Here is a 21,097-nt window from a genome sequence, read left to right on the forward strand (position 1 = left end):
CCCGTCACGAAGTCCCCGCAGGCACGCGACCGGCGAGCCAGTCGGCCGTGGCACGCACCAGAGCCGGCAGGTCGCGCAGCTCCAGACCGGCGCCGGCCGCCAGCTCGTCCATCCGGCGCTGGTCTCCGGTGTAGACATCAGCCGGCGCGGACGGGTCCCAGGTCCGCTCGACGTCACCCGGCCCGCGTCCGACCGTCGCCGCCACGACGCCGGCCAGCTCCCCGACCTCGACGGTGGTACCTCCGGTGTCGAACACCAGGTCCTTGCCCTGGGCCGCAGCGAACAGCGCGACGGCGATGACCTCGTCCACACCGCAGAAGGACCGCACGACGGGACCGGTGGCGCGCACCTGCACCGGGCTTCCTGCCTGCGCCGCGAGCACCATGCTGCCCAGCGCGTACTTCTCGGGCTTCGTCATGCGCGGTCCGGCGACCGAGAAGACACGCGGTACGACGCACGTCGCCCCCACGTCGGCGCACGCGGTGCGGAACGCCAGCTCGTCGAGGTGCTTGAGCGCGCCGTAGGGATCGTTCTCGACGTCCGTCACCAGTGTCCGATCAGCGCGGTACACCGCCCCGGAGCTCGTCATGACGACCCTCCGGGGCCGGTGCCGCGCGATCGCGTCGAGAACGACCTGCGTCAGCGTGAGGTTGGCCAGCACGTACGGACCGACACCGAGGTCAGCAACGCGGTCGCGGGTGAGGTACCCGAAGTGCAGCACCGTGGTCGGTGCCGGCACCTGGGTCGGGAGCTCCGCCAGCGGGCGGACCTCCACCTTCCGGCCGTCCGCCACCGTCACCTCACGCCGCCTGCTCGCGTAAGCCGTCACCCGGTGTGGCGCGTCCGGGCCCAGCACCTCGAAGAGCAGGTCCAGCGCGGTGGCACCGAACCAGCCCGTCGCACCTGTCACGGCGACGTGCTCGTCGGCGTCCAGCGCGTCCGCGACGACCCCGTGCAGGCGACTCACTTGCTGAGGACCTGCCAACGGCTCTCGAGCATCTCGATGCGCTTCGCGTCCTCGCGGTGGATCGCCCCGTAGTACTCGCGCTTGTTCAGGAGCCACAGCAGCTCGAAGTGCACGGCGTTCAGGAGACCGGGCTTCACCGCGTCGGTCTCCGCGGCAGCGCCGTGGAAGACGACCTTCCGGGTCTCGAAGCGGGTGAGGTGCACCTCGCGGATGCGCTTGATGACGGGCAGCGAGTCGATGGACACGGCACCGCCGACGACGAGGTCGAGACCCTTGTCCTTGGACAGCTGCGCGACGTCGAGCACGTGCTCGGTGATCTTCTCGGAGTTGATGTCGTCGCGGCCCAGGCCGAGGCTGCCGGCGAAGTCGACGCGACCGAACACGATGCCGTCGACGCCCGGGGTCCCGGCGGCAAGGGTCGTGACCTCGTCGCGGTGCTCGTAGCAGGTGATCGTCTCCATGTTGAACAGGAAGTCCGTGTCCTCCTGCTCCTCCGCCGTGTACACCTGGTTCTTGGCGGCGATGTACTTCGACAGCGCGTAGGGCGTCTCGACCATCGGCGCGACGATGTAGCGCACACCGATCTGCTTGGACTCGAGCAGGTCCCGGATCGCCTCGCAACCGCCGATCTTCACGGTGAGGGGCAGGCCGGCGGCGTGCGCGATCTCGACGAGGCGCAGGAGCTCGTCCATGCGCGTGCCCTCGGCCTCGAACTCGGCCTTGACCGCGGCGTAACCGAACTCCTCCCGGCCCTGCCGCAGGATCTCGGTCATCTTGCGCTCGGTCTTGTTCATCGCGAGAGCTCCTTCTCATTGGTCGACAGGTGCCGCAGCACACGGGAAGCCATCTCCGCCGGGAGTTCCGGCGACATCAGGTGCAGGGGGTTGGACTCCATACTGCCCGAGGCGGTCACCCGTGAGGTGATCTTCGGGAAGTACGTCTGCTCCGGGTCGATCGGCACCACGAAGGCGGCCGGCCCGGGAGCGTCGAACAGCTCGTCGAAGCCGGGCGTGCCCACACCCGAGGCGTCCAGCTCCAGCAGGGGGATGCCGTAGGAGCGGAACAGCAGGTCCCAGTCGGGGAACCCCAGGCCGGTGCGGGTGTCGCAGCCGAGGTACGCGCCACCGAAGTAGCCCTTCTGCGTCATCCGGATCGACGCGTAGCCCTCGTTGCTGAACAGGAAGATCTTGACCGGCAGGTCCCGCACGGCCACCGTGGCCAGCTCCTGGCTGTTCTGCATGAAACCGCCGTCCCCCTCGAGGAGGACGGTGCGACGGCCACCGGCGGCGATGGCCGCCCCGATCGCACCCGACAGCCCGTATCCCATGCTCGCCAGTCCGTGGTCCGAGATCATCGTCTGGCCGGACTTCTGCTCGAACGCCTGGAGCGTCACGGTGAACGCACCGCCGCTGCTGCACGGGATCACGACGTCGTCCGACGCGCAACGGGCCGCCAGCCCCTGGACGAACCGGTAGGGGTCGGCGTACCCGGGGGCCGTGACGTTCGACTCCTCCGCGATGGGGAGCAGCGCCCGCACCTCGCGGCATTCCTCGAGCCAGGGCGTCCAGGCGGGCAGGTCCGCGGCCAGGACGTGCTCGAGGGCCTCGTCGGCGTCGGCGTGCCAGGGGATGTCGACGCGCGGGTGCCCCTTCTTCAGCTCGGCGACGTCGATGTCGACCTGGGCGACGACGGCGAGGGGGGCGAACTGCTGCCAGTTGAACCCGGTCTGCTGGAGCCCGAGGCGGGTGCCCACGGCCAGGACGAGGTCCGCCTGCTGGAGCAGGACGTTCGCCGATCGCTGACCCCACGTGTTGGGCCGACCCGCGTACACCCGGTCGTCCGCGCCGAGGCGGTCGGCACCGTTCCACGTCGTCATCACCGGGAGGTCGAGCTCGTGGAGACGCGGCAGCGCACGCCGGACGGCCTCGCGGCTGACACCACCACCCAGCAGGAGCACGGGTCGCCGGCTGGCGCGCAGCGCGTCGACCACCGCGGCGACGTCGCCCTCCTGGACGGCGGGCGCGGCGGGAGTCGGCTCGACGACCGCGTCCTCGAGGTCGGCGGGCTCCACCGGGGCACCCTGCACGTCGAGGCACATCTCGATGAGGACCGGTCCCGGACGACCTGTGGACCCACGGAGCACCAGGTCGGTGAAGTGGCTCCGCGCGACCGGCACGTCGAGACGCTCGGCAGCGACGCAGACCGGCGCCGCCATCGAGACGCCGTCGATCTCCTGGATGCCGCGCTGCCGCACGGCACCGCCCGCGATGTCGGTGGACTTGACCTGCCCCCCGATGACGAGGAGCTCGCGGCTCTCGAGATACGCACCCGCGACGGCCGTCAGCAGGTTCGTCAGCCCGGGCCCGGCCGTGACGAGGGCGAACGCACGGTCAGGGCTGCCGTCGGCCCGCGCCTGCTCGTTGAAGTACTCGACGGCGATACCGGCGGCGACCTCGTGCACCACCGGGACGCACGTCATCACCTGCCGCGCACCATCGAGCAGGTGCATCGAGTTGCCGCCGGCAACGAAGAAGCAGTGGGTGTACCCCAGCTCGCGGAGCCAGGTCATGGTGAGGTCGGAGTACTTCATTGCCGTCCCGTCAGGGTCGCGAGAATGTCGGTGGTGAGGTCGCGGATCACGCGCCAGTCGTCTGGACCGTTGCCGACCGACACCTCGGCCACCCCTCCCCCGGGTGCGGGGAGGATGAGCCGGAAATGGTGCTCGTCGTGCTTCTTGTCGGCGCGGAACGCCTTCTCGTACCGCTCGTGGTCGAAGTCCGCCAGGCCCTCCGCCACACCGCCGGCCGAGGCCAGCAGCGAACGGCAGTGCGCGACCAGCCGGTCGACCTCGGGCCCGCGCGCCGCTTGCGGATGAGCGGCGGCGCACAGGACCCCGATGCTGACGGCGAGGCCGTGGGGGACCCGGTGCGCGACCGCGGACTCGAGCGCGTGCCCGAACGTGTGGCCGAAGTTGAGCAGGCGCCGTTCCTTGCGGTCGTACTCGTCGACCTCGATGAACCACTTCTTGCACCGCAGCACGTGGTCGATGAGCTCGAGCGGCTCAGCGCCGAAGCTCTCGTACGTCTCCAGGTACCGGTCGAATGCCTCCGGCCCCCGGCAGAACGCGATCTTCACGGCTTCCGAGAAGCCGCACCCGAGGGCTGCAGGGCCGAGCGAGGGCAGGAAGCGGGGGTCCACGGCGACCGCCGTCGGGGGGTAGATCCCTCCGACCAGGTTCTTGACGTCGCCGACGTTGATCGAGCTCTTGCCCCCGATGCACGAGTCCGCCATCGCCATGAGCGTGGTGGGGACGTACGTCCAGTCGATGCCACGCATGTACACCTGGGCGACGAACGTCGCGACGTCCTGGACGACGCCTCCCCCGACGGCCACGAGGTGCCCGCTGCGACGGACACCGCTCTCCCGCAGCGCGAGGATCACGCGCTCGCACCCGGCGAGGGTCTTGGCGGACTCGGAGGCCTCGATCTCGACGACCGGCACCGCGAGCGGAGGAAGCTGGTCCACGAGTGCCGCGTCGACCAGCACGACCGACGCGGATGCGAGAGCCGCGTCCAGCTCGTCCCGACCGATCCGCACCTCGTACGAACCACCAGAGGTCGAGACGACGAAGTCAGAGAACGCGACCAACGGAGAACCCCAAATCAACGGTGACGGACTGCCCGGACATGCCCGAGCTCGCGGCTGAGAGCAGGAAGCAGACGGCACCGGCGACGTCGCGAGGCGCGACCATGCGTCCCGCTCCCGTCGCGCGCTCGACGCTCGCCACTTGTTCAGTGGAGAGCATCTCACGCGACATCGGGGTGTCGACAACCCCTGGCAGCACACCGTTGACCCGGATCCGGCGGGGAGCCAGGTCCAGCGCCGCGGCACGCACGAGCCCGCCCACGGCGGCCTTCGTCACGGTGTACGAGAACTTGCCGGGCCGTGCGAGCTGCTCCCAGATCGAGCTGACGACCACGACGCCTGCGCCCTCCGCCAGCGTGCCCGTGGTGACGAGCGCGCGCAGCTGCGAGGCGACCGAGACGACGTTGACGTCCAGCAACCGCGCCAGGTCCGCGTCGTCGAAGCTGTCGACGGAGTCGTTGACGTTGACTCCCTGCGCCCACACGACCGCGTCCAGCCGGGGCAGGTCGGCGGGGAGCGCGTCGCCGTCGATGACGACCGCACGCGGGTCGTCCGGACGCGCCGAGCGGGACGAGCGCAGGACGTGCCAGCCGCCGGCCACGAGCTCGTCGCTGATCGCGGAACCGAGTGCTCCGTACCCACCGACGACCAGGGCGGTGCCCGCCGTCACTCGACTGCCGAGACGTCGCGGGCGCCCGGACGCCGGAAGGTGAAGAGGCGGTGCACGGTGAACGTGCAGACGGCGCTGAGTGCCATGAACAGGCCCTGAGCGACGAGCAGCGACAGTCCGACGACGTCGTGGAGCAGGGGCAGCACGACGAGGTTCGCGACGAGGACGACGACGTAGACGCCGGAGAACCGCCACAAGTCACCGAGGAACCGGTCGCGCACCTTGAAGACGACGTACCGCTGCATGAGGAACGCCTCGAGCACGGCGAAGACGTGCGAGACGACCGTCACGAGCAGGTAGTGCCACACCTGCCCGAGCGTCGCCTGGAGCAGAGCGAAGAGGCCGAAGCCGAACAGGGTGTTGACACCACCGACGAGGACGAAGCGCACGAACTGCGGCGTGAGAAGCGGCCGGACGCGGTCGACGACACGACCCCGCGCGCCGGCCGCCGTCCGGTCCTGTGCTGGCTCCATCGCGAGGGGGGCCCCGGTCACAGACCCACCTTGCGCCTCACCACGAAGTTGGGTCGTTGCTTGACCTCTTCGTAGATGAGGCCGACGTACTCGCTGAGGATGCCGATCATCGAGAACAGCACCCCGAACAGCAGGAGGATGAAGCCCACGAGCGTGCCGTAACCGGCGAACGGCACACCGGTCGCGACGAAGCGCACGGCGAAGACGACGAGCACGAGCAGCGACAGCGCGGAGACGGACAGGCCCGTGATCGTGATGAGGCGGAGCGGGACGTAGGAGTGGGCGAAGATGCCCTTGAAGGCCAGGTCCAGCACCTTGAGCGAGTGCGCCTTCGACTCGCCTCCGAACCTCGGAGGACGCTCGTGCTCGATGCCGATCGAGTTGTAGCCGGCCCAGGCGAAGAGCCCCCGGATGAACCGGTTGCGCTCCTGCATCGTGTTGATGGTCTCGTACACACCGCGGTCCACGAGCCGGAAGTCGCTCGCGTTGCGCGGGATCGCGCCGGCCGTCAGCTTGCCCGCGACCCAGTAGAAGGCCTTGCTGTTGAACGTCCGCACCGGGCCGGTACCCTCGCGCCGGCTCACGACCATGTAGATGTTCTCGTACCCGTCCTCCCACTTGCGCAGGAAGGCCGGGATCAGCTCGGGAGGATCCTGGAGGTCGGCGGTCATGACCACCGCGGCGTCGCCCGTCGCGTGCGCCAGTCCGGCGGTCAGCCCGCCGTCCATGCGGAAGTTCCGCGCGAGCTGCAGGATCTTGAACCGCGGGTCGCTCTCACGGATCTTGCAGAGCTTCTCCCAGGTGTCGTCGGTCGAGCCGTTCTCGACGACGATGACCTCCCAGTCGTAGGTCGACTCGGAGTCCATCACCGCCGCCATGCGTGTGGCGAGCTCGTCGACGCAGTCGGACTCGTTGTAGGCCGGGATGACGACCGAGATGAGCTTGCGCCCGGTCGGCACGTCGTCGCGCGGCATGATCTCGCTGGACCCGGTCACGCCCACACCTTCCACGGCGCCTCTCCGCCCTCCCACATCTCGTTCAGCAGCTGCGACTCGCGGTACGTGTCCATGGGCTGCCAGAACCCGTCGTGACGGTACGCAGCGAGCTCGCCCTCAGCAGCGAGGGCGGCCAGCGGCTCGTGCTCGAGCATCTTCTCGTCGCTGTCCCGCAGGTAGTCGAACACGTCCGGCTCGAACACGAAGAACCCCGCGCTCACCCAGTCCTCCATCTGCGGCTTCTCGCGGAAGCGCGTGACCAGCCCGTTCCCGTCGACGTCGACCAGCCCGAACCTCGACAGAGGGCGCACCGTCGTGATGGTCGCCTTGTGCCCGTGCCCCTCGTGGAAGGACTGCAAGGCACCGAGGTCGATGTCGGCGAGCCCGTCACCGTAGGTCACCATGAAGCGCTCGCCCTTGACGTAGGGCTCGATGCGCTCCACCCGCCCGGCGGTCAGGGTGCCCTGGCCGGTGTCGACGACGGTGACCACCCACTCCCGCTCGAGGTGGTCGTCGTGGAACTTCACGTCACCGGACCTGCCCAGGGTGATGGTGAAGTCCGTGTTGTGAGCGGCGTAGTTGAGGAAGTACTCCTTGATCTGCTCACCCTTGTAGCCGGCGCAGATCACGAACTCGGTCACGTCGTGCGCCGCGAACACCTTCATGAGGTGCCAGAGCACCGGCTTGCCGCCGATCTCGACCATGGGCTTGGGACGGAACTCGGTCTCTTCGCGCATCCTCGTGCCGAGTCCGCCCGCCAGAAGCACAGCCTTCATAGTCGTGTGATCCACCTTCCGACGGTGTGACGCGGGTACCGGTCCAGACCGTCGTGAGGATCCGGTTGAGCGCGCCAAGTATAGGCAGAGCTGTGGGCGCCGAGGACGTCGATTGCGCCTGCGCGCGAACGTCGACGGCCCCGTCGTCCGGACCGATCGACCGCTAGAACAGACGCACGGACCGCGCGAGGTACTCGTCGCTGCCGATGATCATCCCCCGCAACGCGTCCTCCCCGTTCGCCTGCCAGTAGGGGCCCCAGGTCGCCAGCCCTGTCGGGTCCGCCCTGCGGTCGAGGTACACGTCGAAGGCCTCGTGGACCCGGAGGTTGGCACTCTCCAGGGAGCGCCAGATGCCGGCGTTCACGATGCCGCGTCCCCCGCGGGCGATCTCACGCACCCAGTGGTCGATCTCGGACTGCGCCGCGTCGCGCCGCAGGATGTCGCGGTAGAGCTGCGCGACGAAGGCACGGTCGTTCCCGCCCGAACGCTGGTAGTACTCCTGGCTCGAGACCAGCCAGCCGCGCAGGTCCTCGATCTTGACCCGTCCGGACATCACGCGGGTGGTCCAGTCCTCCAGGCCGGGGCCGTCCGGCTCGCGGCGCAGGATCTCGCGGTAGGCGGCCGCGACGCGTGCCGAGGCGTACTCCCGGCTCCGGGCGATGTTGTCACCAAGGGTGGACGCGGGGGCGCCCGACAGGAGCAGACCGGTCCAGGTCGCCAGGCCGGTGGGGTCGACACCGCGCCCGAGCATGTCGGCGTACAGCGCCTTGACCAACGGCTCGGAGTAGGCGATCTTCTGCGCCCTCGACCGGATGGCGGGGAGCGCCGCGTAGCCGGCGTTGCCGGGGCACGCGGTGTACGCCGTGTCCCGGTGCCCGAAGACCACCGGCAGGTTCACCGTGGTGCCGGCGGCGAAGCGCGAGTTCTCGCCGCCGAGCGTGCGGTAGGGGACGGTGCCGGCGGGGTTCTTGCCGTAGGCCCCGAGGCGGTACCCGATGATCCGCGAGACGGACTCCTGGGTCGCCGCGGACGGTGCGGTCGCCCCGTACTCGCCGAGCATGGACACCCCGACCGTCCCGGTGTTGAAGCCGCCCGCGTGCACACCGATGACCGGCTGGGTCAGGCTGCCGGCACGCCCCTCGTAGATGTTTCCCCACTTGTCGACGATGAAGTTGTAGCCGAGGTCGCACCAGCCCCGGGCGTCCATGTGGTAGGCCTGGTCGTTCCGGATCTGCTGCATCGCCTGCGCTGCCGACGCGTACGAGTTGCTGCCGGCGGTGTGGTGGACGGCAGCGGCGACCAGCCCGCCGGCCGCGAGGTCGAGCGCGCACTGCTGCGGCCGGGCACCCCACTCAGCGCGGGAGATGACACGTGGCGCGGCGGCGGCCGCTGCGCGCACCGCGGCGGGCTGACCGAGGACGGCCGCGTTCACCACACGGGCTCCGGAGCGGTCGGACCTCGTGCCCGACGACGTCGTCAGGCTCGCGGTGCCGACGTCGGCACCGCCGTACGCCGACGGGACCGTGACGCCGTCGGCCGGCACCTCGGACCCGACGAGCGTCAGCCGCAGGTCGTCCGGACCTCCTGCCGTGGTCGCGACGAAGGAGAGCTGGACCGCCTCCGCGTCACCGATCCACAGCGAGTCGGTGCCCGCGCGCAGCGCGTGCTGGGCGTCGACGCCGCCGGCGTCGGGGTGCACGTCGGAGACCTCCAGGTCCTGCCACGCCGTCCACGTGCCGTCGGTCATGGCGCGCACCTTCGGCGCCAGGCCGGCGGCGTCGGTCTCGTCGGGCCAGGTGACGCCGATGGTCTGCACGGCCGAGGTGTCCACGGGCGGCGTCTGCACCCGGCCGTCGACCGGGGCGTCGGCGACCACGGGTTCGGTGGCAGGGTCGACGACGTCCTGCGACTCGGCTGCGTCCGCCTCCGCGGCGGGGACGACGCGGAGGTCGACCTCCTCGACGACGACGTCCCCCGTGACCTCGCCGGGCACCACGACGGAGGTGGCCGACGGAGTGGGGTCCGGGAGCGCGACGGTGCCGAACAGGGGGGCAGCGAGCGAGAGGGCGAGGGAGCTGACGATGAGACTCTGAGGCATGGGATGTCCTGGGCCGATACGGCTGGGGCACACGCGGCCGGAGAGACCACGAGTCACGACGTGTTCGATCCAGAGTCGACGCCAACACGAACGGGGTCAAGGACCGCCACGCCCCGTGCCCGATTTGTCGGCCGCGCGGCGCGAGAGCCAGAACGGCTGCCGGTTCTGGTTAGGCTGGCCGTCCAGACACTGCGGAGGTAGTCGACGTGCGCGTCCTCGTCACGGGTGGAGCAGGCTTCATCGGGTCCAACTTCGTTCACCAGACCGTCCGGGAGCGGCCCGACGTGCACGTCACGGTGCTGGACGCCCTGACGTACGCGGGCGACGAGCGGAGCCTCGACCCCGTGGCCGACAAGGTGACGTTCGCCAAGGGTGACATCGCGGACCCGGACGTCGTCGACCGCCTCGTCAAGGAGTCGGACCTCGTCGTCCACTTCGCGGCCGAGTCGCACAACGACAACTCGCTGCACGACCCGTGGCCGTTCGTGCGGACCAACGTGATCGGCACGTACCAGCTGCTGGAGGCGGTCCGCCGCCACGACGTGCGCTACCACCACGTGTCGACGGACGAGGTCTACGGCGACCTCGAGCTGGACGACCCGGCCAAGTTCACGCCCGAGACGCCGTACAACCCGTCGAGCCCGTACTCCGCGACGAAGGCGTCCTCCGACCTGCTGGTCCGCGCCTGGGCACGCAGCTTCGGCGTGCGCGCGACGATCTCGAACTGCTCGAACAACTACGGGCCCTACCAGCACGTGGAGAAGTTCATCCCGCGCCAGATCACGAACGTGATCGACGGGGTCCGCCCGAAGCTGTACGGCACGGGCGAGAACGTGCGCGACTGGATCCACGTGGAGGACCACAACTCCGCGGTCTGGTCGATCATCGACAAGGGCAGGCTCGGCGAGACCTACCTGATCGGTGCGGACGGCGAGAAGGACAACAAGACCGTCATCGAGCTCATCCTCCAGCTCATGGGGCAGTCGCCCGACGCCTACGACCACGTCAACGACCGACCCGGCCACGACCTGCGGTACGCGATCGACGCGACGCGGCTGCGGACCGAGCTGGGCTGGGAGCCGCAGTACACGACGTTCGAGGACGGCCTCGCGGCGACGATCGACTGGTACCGCGCGCACGAGGCGTGGTGGCGGCCCCAGAAGGACGCCACGGAGGCGAAGTACGCGGTCCTGGGTCGCTGACCGGGCCACACACCTCCACGATTCCTCTACGCATCCCGTGCCGGGCACCCCCCGGCGGGAAGGGCTGCGCCGCCTACGATCAGTCCGTGACCTCACGCCATGCCGCCGGTCGGCGCCTCCGTGCCCCCCGACACGCCCGGAACCTCGGGTCGCACGGGGCCATGCGTGCGGTCGCGCTCGCGGTCACGACCGTGCTCGTCTTCGGTGCCGCCGGCGGTGTCGCCGTGGCGGCGCGGATGACCGGCAACGTCAACGAGCTGGACCTCGACGGGCTCGTCGACGCGGCGCCGAGTCCGGAGCAGGCTCCGGACCCGTCCGACGCCCACGCCGGGCAGCCGGTGAACATCCTGGTGATGGGCTCCGACCAGCGTGACGGCGTCAACGCGGACATCGGTGGCGCGGAGGAGGGCATGCGGTCGGACACGACCATCCTGCTGCACGTCTCCGCGGACCGGACCCGGGTCGAGATGGTGTCGCTGCCGCGGGACTCCCTCGTCGAGATCCCGTCGTGCACGCTGACCAACGGCAAGACCACCAAGGCCCAGAAGCGCGGCATGCTCAACTCGGCGTTCGCCATCGGCTGGGACTACGGCGGCGACCTCGAGTCGGCGGCGGCGTGCACGGTGAACACGGTGCAGGCCAACACGGGTGTCCCCATCACCAACGCCGTGATCGTGGACTTCGCCGGCTTCCAGGCCATGGTCGACGCCATCGGCGGGATCCCGATGTGCTTCGCCGAGGACCACTACGACAAGTACACGGGCCTGAACATCACCGCCGGTGAGCACGTGCTCGACGGCGTCACCGCCCTGCAGTACGCGCGTGCGCGCCACGGGACGGGGTTCGACGGCTCGGACACGATGCGGGCGGGTCGCCAGCAGACGCTCGTCGCGAAGATGGCGAACGAGGTGCTCTCCAAGAACGTGCTCACGGACGGCGGGCAGCTGCTGCAGTTCCTCAGCGCCGCGACGCAGTCGGTGACCACCAACCTGTCGGTCGGCGACCTCACCGGCCTCGCGTTCAGCCTGCGTGGCGTCAGCCGTGAAAGCATCACCTTCATGACCGTGCCCTGGGCGCCCGCCAGCAGCGACAGGAACCGGGTCGAGTGGACGTCCGCGGCCGACGAGCTGTGGGCGAACATCGCGAACGACGTCCCGATGCTGGGCGTGCCGGACGTCCCCGAGGTGCCGCAGGCACCGGAAGTGACGGCTCCCGGCGGCCAGGCCCCGGCCGCACCGCCCGCTGCCCCGCCGGTTCCGACGACCCCGACCGAGGCGAAGACACCAGGTGTCGACGCGTTCACGGCCGCAGACGCGTCGACGACCTGTTGAGCGGGCGGATGCCTGGACACGGCGACGAGGACGCGACCCCTCCTCCCAGCTTCGCTCCAGCCCCCGGACGAGACCGTCCCGGGGCTGACGACGCACGCGTGGTGGGCAGGTCGACCGCCCGACCGGCAACGCCGGCCCGGGTCGCACGTCCCGCGCGCGGCGCTTCCGCGCCGGGCGAGACACCGCCACCGTCCGTCACGCGCAGCAGCACGCCTCCACCGACGACGCGCGCGCCCCGCGGCACCCCGCCACCCGCACCGCGCAGCGCCTCCGCACCGCGCAGCACCTCCGCACCTCGCAGCACCTCCGCACCCCGCAGCACCTCCGCACGCCGCAGCGGCGCGGCGGACGCGACTCCCCCCGGGCCGACCACGCCTCCCTCGTCCGGAGCCCCGGCCTCGTACGCTCCCGCTGGCGGGAACGCCCGTGGCGCACACACGCCGGCCGCACCCGGGCAGGCGGCACGCCGGACCACCGTCGCGCGTCCCGCGCCGCGCGTCGCCGGCCCGCCGTCCCGCCCCGGCGGGATCGCGCCCGGCGCGACGCCCGTGGCCCGGCGACGACGGCTCCCCCGCGCCCGCCTCGTCGTGATCGTCCTGCTGGTGGCGCTCATTGCGTGGCCCATCGGGCTGCTGATCTGGGCGAACGGTCTCCTGCAGCACACGCCGGCGCTCTCCGGGGCGGCCGACACGCCTGGCACCACGTACCTGCTCGCCGGCACGGACGCCCGCGGCGACGAGGGCGGCATCCCGCAGGACGGCACCGAGGGTCAGCGCACCGACACGATCCTGCTGCTGCACGTCCCGGAGAGCGGCCCGACCGCGATGATCTCGCTGCCGCGGGACACGTACGTCGAGGTCCCCGGGCACGGCCCGGCCAAGCTCAACTCCGCGTTCGCCTGGGGCGGGGCACCGTTGCTGGTGCAGACCGTCGAGGGCCTCACCGGGCTGACGATCGACCACTATGCCGAGATCGGCATGGGCGGCGTCTCGCACCTCGTGGACGCCGTCGGAGGTGTCAACCTCTGCTACGACGGTGACGTCAACGACCCCGACTCGGGCATGGTCTGGACCGCCGGCTGCCACGACGTCGACGGACAGGCTGCGCTGTCGTTCGCCCGCATGCGCAAGGCGGACCCGCAGGGCGACGTCGGTCGGGCCCTGCGGCAGCGGCAGCTGATCGGCGCGGTCATGGGCAAGGTCAGCCCTGGTTCCCTGGCGTTCGACCCCGGCGCGCAGGTCGCGCTGGTCGACGCGGGGACGGGGGCCCTCACCTTCGACGAGGACGCCGGCGTGCTGGACGTCGCGCGGCTGGCGCTGGCGTTCCGCGCCGCGAACGCCGAGGGCGGCATCACCGGCACGCCGCCGATCGTCAGCATCGACTACCGACCCGGCAACATCGGTTCGACGGTGCTCCTCGACGCGGACGCCACACCGGACTTCTTCGCCGCCATCCGCGACGGCTCGCTGCCGCCGGGGCCGGTGGGCGGGGTCCCCGGCTCGTAGCCCGCGGCCGCGCGCACCCGGGCGCGGATCAGGCGGAGAACCCCGTCGCGGGTCGGGTGGCTCGCGCGCGCAGACGCTCGCCCTTGGCGTCGGCCTGCGCACGCAGGCCGTCCTGGAAGTCCCGCATGGCCCTGCGCAACCGGTCGGCCTCCGGTCCCGAGCCGGAGGCGAGGATGCGCACGGCCAGCAGGCCCGCGTTGCGCGCACCGCCCACCGACACGGTCGCGACCGGCACACCCGCAGGCATCTGGACGATCGACAGCAGGGAGTCCATGCCGTCGAGGTGCGCGAGCGGGACGGGGACGCCCACGACAGGGAGCGGGGTGACGGCGGCCAGCATGCCGGGCAGGTGCGCGGCTCCCCCGGCCCCCGCCACGATCACGCGCAGCCCGCGGTCGGCCGCCTCGCGGCCGTAGGCGACCATCTTGTCGGGCTGCCGGTGCGCCGACACGACATCGACCTCGACGGCCACGTCGAACTCGGCGAGCGCGTCCGCTGCGGCCTGCATGACGGGCCAGTCGGAGTCCGAGCCCATGACGATGCCGACCTGGGTGCTCCCCGGTGTGGTGCCGCTCATCTCGTCCCTCAGTCCTCGGTGCTCTCGCCGCGCAGCCGCGCGACCGCCGCGCGCGCACGCGCACGGACGTCGTCCAGGTCGTCACCGGACACGTTGACGTGCCCGAGCTTGCGGCCCGGGCGGACCGCCTTGCCGTACAGGTGCACCTTCGCGCCCGGGTCGGCGCCGAGCACGTCACGCAGCGCATCGGTCGGGTCGTCGAGCGCGCTGCCGAGGAGGTTCACCATGACCGTCCACCGGGCCACGGGTGCGACGTCACCCAGCGGCAGGTCGAGCACGGCCCGCAGGTGCTGCTCGAACTGGCTGGTGACGGCGCCGTCGATGGTCCAGTGCCCCGAGTTGTGGGGACGCATCGCGAGCTCGTTGACGAGCACACGCGGCGCACCTCCCGCCGGGTCCGCCACCTCGAAGAGCTCGACGGCCAGCACTCCCGTCACGCCGAGGCCGTCGGCGACGGCCCGAGCGATGCCCTCGGCCTGGGCAGCGGTCTGCGGGTGCAGCGCGGGGGCGGGCGCCACCACCTCCGCGCACACCCCGTCCTGTTGGACCGACTCGACGACCGGCCACACGACGCAGCGCCCCGAGGGGGTGCGCGCGACGAGGACGGCCAGCTCACGGGTGAAGGGCACGAGCTCCTCGGCCAGGAGCGCCGGGCCGGTGCGGTCGGCGGCGGCCGAGCACCAGGACGTCACGTCGTCGGGGAGCGCACCGTCGCCGACGACGCGCACACCCTTCCCGTCGTACCCGCCCCGGGTGGTCTTGACGACCGCCCGCCCGCCGACGGCGGTGCGGAAGCGCTCGAGGTCCGCCACGTCGCCGACCGGCGCCCAGCGCGGGCAGGGCACGCCGAGCTCCGTGAGACGCCGGCGCATCACGGCCTTGTCCTGGGCGTGCACGAGTGCCGCCGGGCCCGGGTGCACCGGCACGCCGCGCACCTCGACCGCGTCCAGGACCTCCGCCGGGACGTGCTCGTGCTCGAACGTGAGCACGTCCGCCCCGTCGACGAGCGCGAGCACCGCGTCCACGTCGGACGCGGCGCCCACGGGCGAGTCGGCGACGGCCTGCGCCGCCGAGGCGTCCGCCGCCTCGGACAGGACGCGCAGGTGCAGACCCAGTGCGGTCGCGGGGCCGGCCATCATCCGGGCCAGCTGGCCGCCGCCGACGACGGCCACGATCGGAGGTGTCACGGGCGTCGAGGGTAGCCGTTGACGGTGCGTGCCCGTGGTGACGCCCACGGGCGCACAGTCCTCACGGCACGGACGCCTGGATGACCCGCCCCTCGCCGGAGGCACGCAGGGCCCCGTCGGACGCGGGGACGAAGGCAGCCTGTCCCGACGCGATCTCGAGGACCTCGCCCGCCTGCGTGTGCAGGGTGGCACGCCCTTCGAGGCAGAGCACGATCCGGGGGCCGAGCCCGGGCATCCGGCACCGCACGTCGGACAGGCGGGTGACGGACAGCTCGAAGTCGTCGACGGGCACGTAGTACACGTCCGTGGCGTCGTACACGTGCTCGGGCGCGATGCGGATCGGCGGGGCCGCGACGCACTCGACGATCCGCAGCAGCTCGGGGACGTCGACGTGCTTGGTGGTCAGACCGGCCCGCAGGACGTTGTCGGAGTTCGCCATGAGTTCGACCGCGAAGCCGTCGAGGTACGCGTGCACGGTGCCGGCCGGGACGAAGAGCGCCTCGCCCGGTCGCAACGACACCGGGTTGAGCAGGACGGCCGTCACCGCGCCCGGGTCCCCCGGGTAGGTGCGCTCGAGGAGGTCGACGGCACGGTCCGTACGGGGCGAGGGCGACCCGGCTCGCAGGCGTGCCCGGAACGCGTCCGCCAGGTCGTGGACCTCGTCGGGCCCCGGTCGCGTCGCCTCGCTCACGAGCAGGGTGAACGCCTCCTGCATGCCCGTCGAGGTGGGGTCCGAGGTCACGACCTTGTGCAGCTGGCGGGCTGTCGGGTGGTCGACGCCGTCGAGGATCTCCGCAGCGCGGCGCGGCGCGCGGAAGCCGACGAGGGCCTCGAACGGCGAGAGCGCGTACACGAGCTCCGGCTTGTGGTTGCGGTCCCGGTACGACCGTCGCGGGTCGTCCACCGGGACGGCCCGCGCGTCCTCGCGCTCGTACCCCTCGCGCGCCAGCTCGATGCTGGGATGCACCTGGAGGGACAGGGGGCGCGCGGCCGCGATCAGCTTGAGCAGGAACGGCAGCCCGGGGCCGAAGCGCGAGACGACGTCGTCCCCGAGGTGGGACACGGGGTCGGACGCGATCGCGCGGTCCAGCGCCTGCACTCCCGCGCCGACGAGCCGGGAGGGCGCGGACGCGTGTGCGCCGAACCACGCCTCTGCGACCGGCGAACCGTCGGCGGGGCGACCGAGCATCTCCGGGATGGCGGTCGACGATCCCCAGGCGTAGCCCTGGAGCGCCGGCTCGAGAACCTGCACGGCTTCCTCCTCGCGGACGGATGTGGTCGAAGCCTAGCCCGGGCGCCGGTCCCGACGGGACGTCCTCACCACCGGCGGTCGCGGCGCACCGAGATCACGGCGCCACGAGGCAGCACGACGTCAGGCCGCAGCGACGCCGGGACGCCGGACAGGAACAGCGCAAACACCGCAGGTCGTCGCTGTGCGAGCTCGAGCCGGCCGCCGTCCGCGCTCGCGAGGTCCCGCGCGAGCGCCAGTCCCAGACCCGTCCCCGCACCGGACGTGACGTCACGCTCGAAGATGCGTGGCGCGAGGTCGTCGGGCACACCCTCACCCTCGTCCCCGACCTCGACGACCACGGCGCGCGACGAGCCGCCGGCGCGCGAGCGCACGGTCGTGGTGCCCGCGCCGTGCTTCAGGGAGTTCTCGATGAGCGTCGCCAGCACCTGGGCCAACGCGCCCGGCGTCGCGAGCACCTGCGTCGTCGGGTCGACCTCGACGACGAGCCGGCGGCCGGCGGCGGCGAACGTGGGTGCCCACTCCTCCTCCTGCTGGTGCACGACCTCCTGCAGGAGGATCGCCTCCGTCGTACCGCCCTGGGCGCGACGCGAGCTCGCGAGCAGGTCGTCCACGACGCGCACGAGCCGTTCGACCTGCTCGAGCGAGATGCGGGCCTCCTCGCGCACCTCCTCCTCCCCGGCGGTGAGCATGATCTCCTCGAGCCGCATCGACAGGGCTGTCAGCGGCGTCCGCAGCTGGTGCGAGGCGTCGGACGCGAACTGGCGCTCGGCGGCGAGCCGCCCCGCCATCCGGTCGGCGCTGCGGGCCAGCTCGGCGGCCACGAGGTCGATCTCCTCGACTCCCGACGGCTCCAGCTGCGGCCGGACCTGTCCCGACCCGAGCTGCTCCGCCGACGCCGCGAGGTACACCAGAGGCGCGGCAAGCCTGTTGGCCTGCCAGATCGCCGTCGCGATGCCCGCCGCGAACGCGACGACGGCGGCGACGACGACGAGGGCGATCACCTGCGTCGACATCCAGAAGACGTCCCACCACGACACGTACAGCAGCACCGTCGCGCCGGTGCCGGACGTGGTCTCGACCGTGAGGCGCCGCTGGTCGAACGTCGGGCCGGCCCGGTACGTCTCACCGGACGGGGTCCGCACCACGACCGTCGCCTCGAGACCTTCGCCGGGCTCATCAGGGGACTCGGCGCCCGTGTACGGCTCGAGCATGCGGTCGGACAGCGCGATCTGCTGCTCGACCCGGAAGTCGACCGTCCGCGCCACGGACTGCGCCCGGACCCCGAGACTGTAGAGCGCGTTCTCCCGCACCAGCTGTGCACCGAGGAAGGCGAGCGGGAAGCCCAGCAGGACGACCGCGACCGTGACGGCGGCGATCGTCGCCTGCAGGACGCGACGTCGCACGCGTCAGACCCTGTCGAGCGGCCCCGACGCCACGTCGGACGCCGTGGCAGCGTCGGAGGCGCTCCCGGTCTCGAAACGGAAGCCCATGCCGCGCACGGTGGAGATGTACCGGGGTGCGTTCGCGTCGTCGCCGAGCTTGCGACGCAGCCACGACACGTGCATGTCGAGCGTCTTCGTCGAGCCGGTCGGGTCCGAGCCCCAGACCTCGCGCATGAGCGTCTCGCGCGAGACGACCGTCCCCGCGGCCGCGACCAGGACGCGCAGCAGGTCGAACTCCTTGGCCGTCAGGTGCAGCTCGCGCTCCCCCTGGAACGCGCGGTGCGCGGCGACGTCGACACGCACGTTCTGGGCGTGCAGCTCGTCCTCCTCAGCGGGGTCGCCCACGGTGCGGCGCAGCAGCGCCCGGACCCGTGCGAGCAGCTCGGCGAGACGGAACGGCTTGGTGACGTAGTCGTCGGCACCCGCGTCGAGGCCGACGACGAGGTCGACCTCGTCGGCGCGCGCCGTCAGCACGAGCACGGGCGTCGTCAGACCCTGGCTGCGGATCGCGCGGGCGACGTCGAGGCCGTCCATGTCCGGCAGACCGAGGTCGAGGACCACGAGGTCGGCGCTCGCGGCGCCGTCGATCGCGCCTTGACCCGTGCCTTGCACGCGCACGTCGTAACCTTCACGCCCGAGCGCCCGGGCCAAAGGCTCGGCAATCGCGGGGTCGTCCTCCGCCAGCAGCACCTGGGTCATTCCGCCATGTTAGGTCACGAACTCGCCCCCGCCGCCAGCCCTCGGTCCCGGACGCGCCGGAGATCCACCGATCGCCGCGGACCACCCCGGGTGCACGGCCACCTGCACCCGGGGGCGGACGGGGCCGGTGGTCAGGTCCGCCCGCAGGTGCACGCCGACGGCGGACCCGCCACCTAGGCTTGCAGGATGACGTGGTGGGACCGGCTGTGGCAGTGGGAGGACACCCACCGCCAGGGCGTCGACATCACCATCACCGCCCTCCTGACCCTCTCACTCGTCCCGGCGTCCGTCCTGGCCGTCGCGGGCCAGGACGCGGGCAGCAGCGCCGCGCTCGTCTCGCTGTGCGTGCTCGGCGTCGTCGTGCCCCTCGCATGGCGCCGCACCCGCCCCGCAGCGTCGGTCGCGCTCGTGTACACCGCCGCCCTGCTGCACGTCGTCGCAGGCTTCCCGCTGCTGCCCGTCGACGTCGTGATCCCGTTCTCCCTGTACTCGGTGGCACTGCACGGCCCGCGCTGGGCCCACCGCACGGGCATCGTCACCGCGATGGTGGGTGCGGTCGTCGTGGGCGCCGCCGTGGCCATGCCGTACGACCGCGCCGGCGCCCTGATCCTCATGGTGCTGATCGCGAGCATCTTCCTGGTCGCGTGGGCGTTCGGCCTCGTGCGCCGCAGCCGCCGGGAGCACCTCGAGGCGCTGCTGGACCGCGCGGAACGGCTCGAGGTCGAGCGGGACCAGCAGGCGATCATCGCGACCGCGGCGGAACGCGCGCGCATCGCACGCGAGATGCACGACATCGTGGCCCACAGCCTGTCCGTGATGATCGCGCAGGCCGACGGCGGACGGTACGCCGCGGTGCAGGACCCCGACGCCGCGAGCCGATCGCTCGGCACGATCGCGGAGACCGGACGCGCGGCACTCACCGACATGCGCCGCCTGCTGGGTGTCCTGCGCGACGCGCCGGGAACGGGCGGGCCGGGACGCGCGGCACCCGGGGTGCTCGCCGACGGACAGACCGGGACCGACGCCGCCGTCACGTCGGTCGCCACCACCACGCCGCAACCCGCCGTGGAGGACGTCGAGCAGCTGGTGGCGCAGGTGCGGGCCAGCGGCGTGCGCGTGTCGTACGTGCGCCTGGGGACGCCCCGGCACCTGCCCCCTGGCGCCGGTCTGACCGTCTACCGCATCGCCCAGGAGTCCCTGACCAACGTGCTCAAGCACGCGGGGCCCGACCCGGGCGTCACCGTCATGCTCCAGTGGCAGCCGGCCGCCGTGACCCTGGAGGTCAGCGACGACGGGCGCGGCGCCGCCGCCGCCGCCGACGGCCTGGGCCAGGGCCTGGTAGGCATGCGCGAGCGCGCGACCATGTTCGGGGGCACGGTGACCGCCGGCCCGCGCCCCGGTGGCGGGTTCCGCGTCCGCGCGACGCTGCCCACCCCGGGGTCGGGTACCGCTGCGGAAGCGGACGACGCCGGCACCCCGACGCGCACCCCGACCCTCGACCCCTCTGGAGGAACCCCCTCGTGACCGCACCGACCACCGACGCGACGACCGTCCGCGTCGCCCTCGTCGACGACCAGCAGCTCGTCCGTGCCGGGTTCCGGATGGTCATCGACTCCCAGGCCGACCTGGAGGTCGTGCTCGAGGCCGGTGACGGCGCCCAGGCCGTGCGTGCCCTGGACCCGGCGGCGCAGACCGCGACCGGGCCCGTCGACGTCGTCCTCATGGACGTGCGGATGCCGACGATGGACGGCCTCGAGGCCACGGAGCGCATCGTGTCCCGCGCGACCCCGCAGGCCCCCGCTCCGAAGGTGATCGTCCTGACGACGTTCGACCTCGACGAGTACGTGCTCGCCGCGATCCGTGCCGGTGCCAGCGGCTTCCTCCTGAAGGACGCGCCGCCGGAGGAGATGCTCGCGGCGATCCGCACCGTCCACCGCGGCGATGCCGTCATCGCACCGTCGAGCACCCGCCGGCTGCTCGAGCACCTGGTCACCGCGCTCCCCGACGACAGCCCGTCGGCCACCGACCACCCGGCGCACCAGGCGGTGGCCCAGCTCACCGAGCGTGAGCGCGAGGTGCTGGTCCTCATGGCCCGGGGCCGCTCCAACACCGAGATCGGCCAGGACCTGTTCGTCGCCGAGGCCACCGTCAAGACGCACGTCGGGCGCATCCTGGCCAAGGTCGGCGCGCGCGACCGCGTGCAGGCCGTCGTCGTCGCCTACGAGGCAGGGCTGGTGCGGGCCGGGTCCTGACCGACGTCCCGGCGGTGTACCGACGG

Annotated in this window: 19 protein-coding genes; 5 read left to right on the forward strand and 14 right to left on the reverse strand. The window is 71.9% G+C overall.

Annotation, left to right across the window (positions count from 1 at the left end):
- Positions 1-4 precede the first annotated feature (4 nt).
- The 9 genes from NP048_RS12005 to NP048_RS12045 form a co-directional block, all read right to left on the reverse strand.
- Complete coding sequence (locus NP048_RS12005; protein ID WP_227575830.1) at positions 5-967, reverse strand: NAD-dependent epimerase/dehydratase family protein; 963 nt, start codon at positions 965-967, stop codon at positions 5-7.
- On the reverse strand, positions 964-1,761 hold the full coding sequence (locus tag NP048_RS12010) for an aldolase/citrate lyase family protein (RefSeq protein ID WP_227575831.1): 798 nt from the start codon (positions 1,759-1,761) through the stop codon (positions 964-966). The genes NP048_RS12005 and NP048_RS12010 overlap by 4 nt, the downstream gene beginning before the upstream one ends.
- Complete coding sequence (locus NP048_RS12015; protein WP_227575832.1) at positions 1,758-3,557, reverse strand: thiamine pyrophosphate-binding protein; 1,800 nt, start codon at positions 3,555-3,557, stop codon at positions 1,758-1,760. The genes NP048_RS12010 and NP048_RS12015 overlap by 4 nt, the downstream gene beginning before the upstream one ends.
- Positions 3,554-4,615 (reverse strand): 3-dehydroquinate synthase, encoded by a 1,062-nt coding sequence (locus NP048_RS12020; protein WP_227575833.1) that lies wholly within the window; start codon positions 4,613-4,615, stop codon positions 3,554-3,556. Before NP048_RS12020 ends, NP048_RS12015 begins: the two co-directional genes overlap by 4 nt.
- Complete coding sequence (locus NP048_RS12025) at positions 4,599-5,282, reverse strand: SDR family NAD(P)-dependent oxidoreductase (protein ID WP_227575834.1); 684 nt, start codon at positions 5,280-5,282, stop codon at positions 4,599-4,601. The genes NP048_RS12020 and NP048_RS12025 overlap by 17 nt, the downstream gene beginning before the upstream one ends.
- The gene (locus tag NP048_RS12030) at positions 5,279-5,776 is read right to left on the reverse strand and encodes a GtrA family protein (RefSeq protein WP_227575835.1); all 498 of its coding nucleotides are present in this window, start codon (positions 5,774-5,776) and stop codon (positions 5,279-5,281) included. Before NP048_RS12030 ends, NP048_RS12025 begins: the two co-directional genes overlap by 4 nt.
- Entirely contained in the window at positions 5,773-6,750 is a 978-nt protein-coding gene (locus NP048_RS12035) for a glycosyltransferase family 2 protein (protein ID WP_227575836.1), read from the reverse strand. Before NP048_RS12035 ends, NP048_RS12030 begins: the two co-directional genes overlap by 4 nt.
- Positions 6,747-7,541, reverse strand: a complete 795-nt coding sequence (gene rfbF / locus NP048_RS12040) for a glucose-1-phosphate cytidylyltransferase (protein WP_284439702.1) — start codon at positions 7,539-7,541, stop codon at positions 6,747-6,749. The genes NP048_RS12035 and rfbF overlap by 4 nt, the downstream gene beginning before the upstream one ends.
- 148 nt (positions 7,542-7,689) lie before the next feature.
- A complete protein-coding gene (locus tag NP048_RS12045; protein ID WP_227575837.1) occupies positions 7,690-9,624 on the reverse strand; it encodes a DUF4214 domain-containing protein in 1,935 nt (644 codons plus the stop codon).
- 206 nt (positions 9,625-9,830) lie between these two features.
- On the opposite strand from NP048_RS12045, the gene rfbB reads away from it, so the two are divergent.
- The 3 genes from rfbB (at position 9,831) to NP048_RS12060 (ending at position 13,662) form a co-directional block, all read left to right on the forward strand.
- Positions 9,831-10,826, forward strand: coding sequence for a dTDP-glucose 4,6-dehydratase (gene rfbB, locus NP048_RS12050; protein ID WP_227575838.1), 996 nt, complete (start codon positions 9,831-9,833; stop codon positions 10,824-10,826).
- A 161-nt stretch (positions 10,827-10,987) separates the two neighbouring features.
- Entirely contained in the window at positions 10,988-12,157 is a 1,170-nt protein-coding gene (locus NP048_RS12055) for an LCP family protein (protein ID WP_255619671.1), read from the forward strand.
- A 602-nt stretch (positions 12,158-12,759) separates the two neighbouring features.
- Positions 12,760-13,662 carry an LCP family protein gene (locus NP048_RS12060; protein WP_227575840.1) on the forward strand — a complete coding sequence of 301 codons (903 nt, stop codon included), beginning with the start codon at positions 12,760-12,762 and terminating at the stop codon, positions 13,660-13,662.
- A gap of 28 nt (positions 13,663-13,690) precedes the next feature.
- On the opposite strand, the gene purE is transcribed toward NP048_RS12060, so the two are convergent.
- The 5 genes from purE to NP048_RS12085 form a co-directional block, all read right to left on the reverse strand.
- On the reverse strand, positions 13,691-14,239 hold the full coding sequence (gene purE, locus NP048_RS12065) for a 5-(carboxyamino)imidazole ribonucleotide mutase (protein ID WP_227575841.1): 549 nt from the start codon (positions 14,237-14,239) through the stop codon (positions 13,691-13,693).
- An 8-nt stretch (positions 14,240-14,247) separates the two neighbouring features.
- Positions 14,248-15,426, reverse strand: a complete 1,179-nt coding sequence (locus tag NP048_RS12070; RefSeq protein WP_227575842.1) for a 5-(carboxyamino)imidazole ribonucleotide synthase — start codon at positions 15,424-15,426, stop codon at positions 14,248-14,250.
- 61 nt (positions 15,427-15,487) lie between these two features.
- Entirely contained in the window at positions 15,488-16,678 is a 1,191-nt protein-coding gene (manA, locus tag NP048_RS12075) for a mannose-6-phosphate isomerase, class I (protein ID WP_227575843.1), read from the reverse strand.
- 65 nt (positions 16,679-16,743) lie between these two features.
- Positions 16,744-18,081 carry a sensor histidine kinase gene (locus tag NP048_RS12080; protein ID WP_227575844.1) on the reverse strand — a complete coding sequence of 446 codons (1,338 nt, stop codon included), beginning with the start codon at positions 18,079-18,081 and terminating at the stop codon, positions 16,744-16,746.
- Positions 18,082-18,084: 3 nt separating this feature from the next.
- The gene (locus tag NP048_RS12085) at positions 18,085-18,819 is read right to left on the reverse strand and encodes a response regulator transcription factor (protein WP_227575845.1); all 735 of its coding nucleotides are present in this window, start codon (positions 18,817-18,819) and stop codon (positions 18,085-18,087) included.
- A 186-nt stretch (positions 18,820-19,005) separates the two neighbouring features.
- Between NP048_RS12085 and NP048_RS12090 the strand changes: the two genes are divergently transcribed.
- Positions 19,006-20,343 carry a sensor histidine kinase gene (locus NP048_RS12090; protein WP_227575846.1) on the forward strand — a complete coding sequence of 446 codons (1,338 nt, stop codon included), beginning with the start codon at positions 19,006-19,008 and terminating at the stop codon, positions 20,341-20,343.
- Positions 20,340-21,071 carry a response regulator gene (locus NP048_RS12095; RefSeq protein WP_227575847.1) on the forward strand — a complete coding sequence of 244 codons (732 nt, stop codon included), beginning with the start codon at positions 20,340-20,342 and terminating at the stop codon, positions 21,069-21,071. Before NP048_RS12090 ends, NP048_RS12095 begins: the two co-directional genes overlap by 4 nt.
- Positions 21,072-21,097: the final 26 nt, after the last annotated feature.

The organism is Cellulomonas xiejunii (assembly GCF_024508315.1).
Lineage (GTDB): Bacteria > Actinomycetota > Actinomycetes > Actinomycetales > Cellulomonadaceae > Cellulomonas > Cellulomonas xiejunii.